This window comes from Chromohalobacter sp. 48-RD10 (assembly GCF_029889785.1).
GTDB lineage: Bacteria > Pseudomonadota > Gammaproteobacteria > Pseudomonadales > Halomonadaceae > Chromohalobacter.
In genome coordinates this window covers 1-905 of sequence record NZ_JARANX010000184.1, presented here as the reverse complement: position 1 = coordinate 905, position 905 = coordinate 1, and the positions used below count along the sequence as shown (strand labels likewise).

Here is a 905-nt window from a genome sequence, read left to right as displayed (position 1 = left end):
CATCAACGAGATACGATAGCAGCCGGGATGAACGGCCATGTCCATCGGTTCGCGCTGGTAAGGGGCATTGTCGAAGCGGATCGGCCCGGGAATGGCGTTGCCCGTTGGAATGCGGACGTTCTGCTCTGCCCACTCGCTGGGCTTGAGCGGTGCCGGCGGCACCAGGTGACGAGCGCTGCGCTTCAGGGCACGCAGCACGCCTTTGGTGTTGCTGAACTGCTCGGCTGGCTCAATCGTCGTCATCGTCTGCCAGTCGTCTCAGGACTTCCTCTTTCGAGTAGATCGGTCCTTCAGGCATGGCGGGCGAGTATTGCCACCCCCCGTCGTCAGAAATCAAAAGACCCGGCGACTCCCCCGTCTCAGGCACACGAACCATTGCCAGCCCAAGCGGGTGAAGCACTTCTCGATTTATGCGCTCAATAAGCCCAAGCTCACTCGCTTTATTCCAATCAATCTTCTTCACGACCTTCCTCCTCTTCCTCGAGCTCGATGTCAGCCTCGGCAGCCGACTCCAGGGCCTGGATCAGTTCGGTCCGCAGTACTTCCTTGAACCGGCCTTCGTCGGTTTCACCGATCAGCTGACTGACCACACGACTGGGTACGTTCATCACGTTGGCGCGCACGGTGGCATTCTCCAGGGCGCGAGCTCGCTCGAACTCATCGATGGGCGCCACCTGTTGTCGCGCGGTGGCCAGATCAAGCTCGGCTTGGGCGGTCTCCGCCGCCAACTTGCGCAGCTTGAGCTCAAACTCATCCATCGGCGCGTCGCCGGCCGCCTCAAGGCGTGCCTGCTCGCGCAACCACTCGGAGACATCGCGGGTGTTGAAACGCCAAGGCTTACCCTGGCGCCCCCTTTGCTCGAAGGGGCAGCCTTTGCGGATCCAACTGCTGACAGTATTGAGCGA

Annotated in this window: 3 protein-coding genes; all 3 read right to left on the bottom strand. The window is 61.1% G+C overall.

The genetic code is table 11. The features are described from left to right. Positions 1-243 (bottom strand): hypothetical protein (locus OP496_RS18125; RefSeq protein ID WP_280565371.1); only part of this gene is annotated, 243 nt, incomplete at its 3' end. Next, positions 230-463, bottom strand: a complete 234-nt coding sequence (locus OP496_RS18120) for a hypothetical protein (protein WP_280565368.1) — start codon at positions 461-463, stop codon at positions 230-232. The genes OP496_RS18125 and OP496_RS18120, both read right to left, overlap by 14 nt. Further along, a partial coding sequence (locus tag OP496_RS18115) for a terminase small subunit (RefSeq protein ID WP_280565365.1) occupies positions 450-905 on the bottom strand: 456 nt, incomplete at its 5' end. The genes OP496_RS18115 and OP496_RS18120, both read right to left, overlap by 14 nt.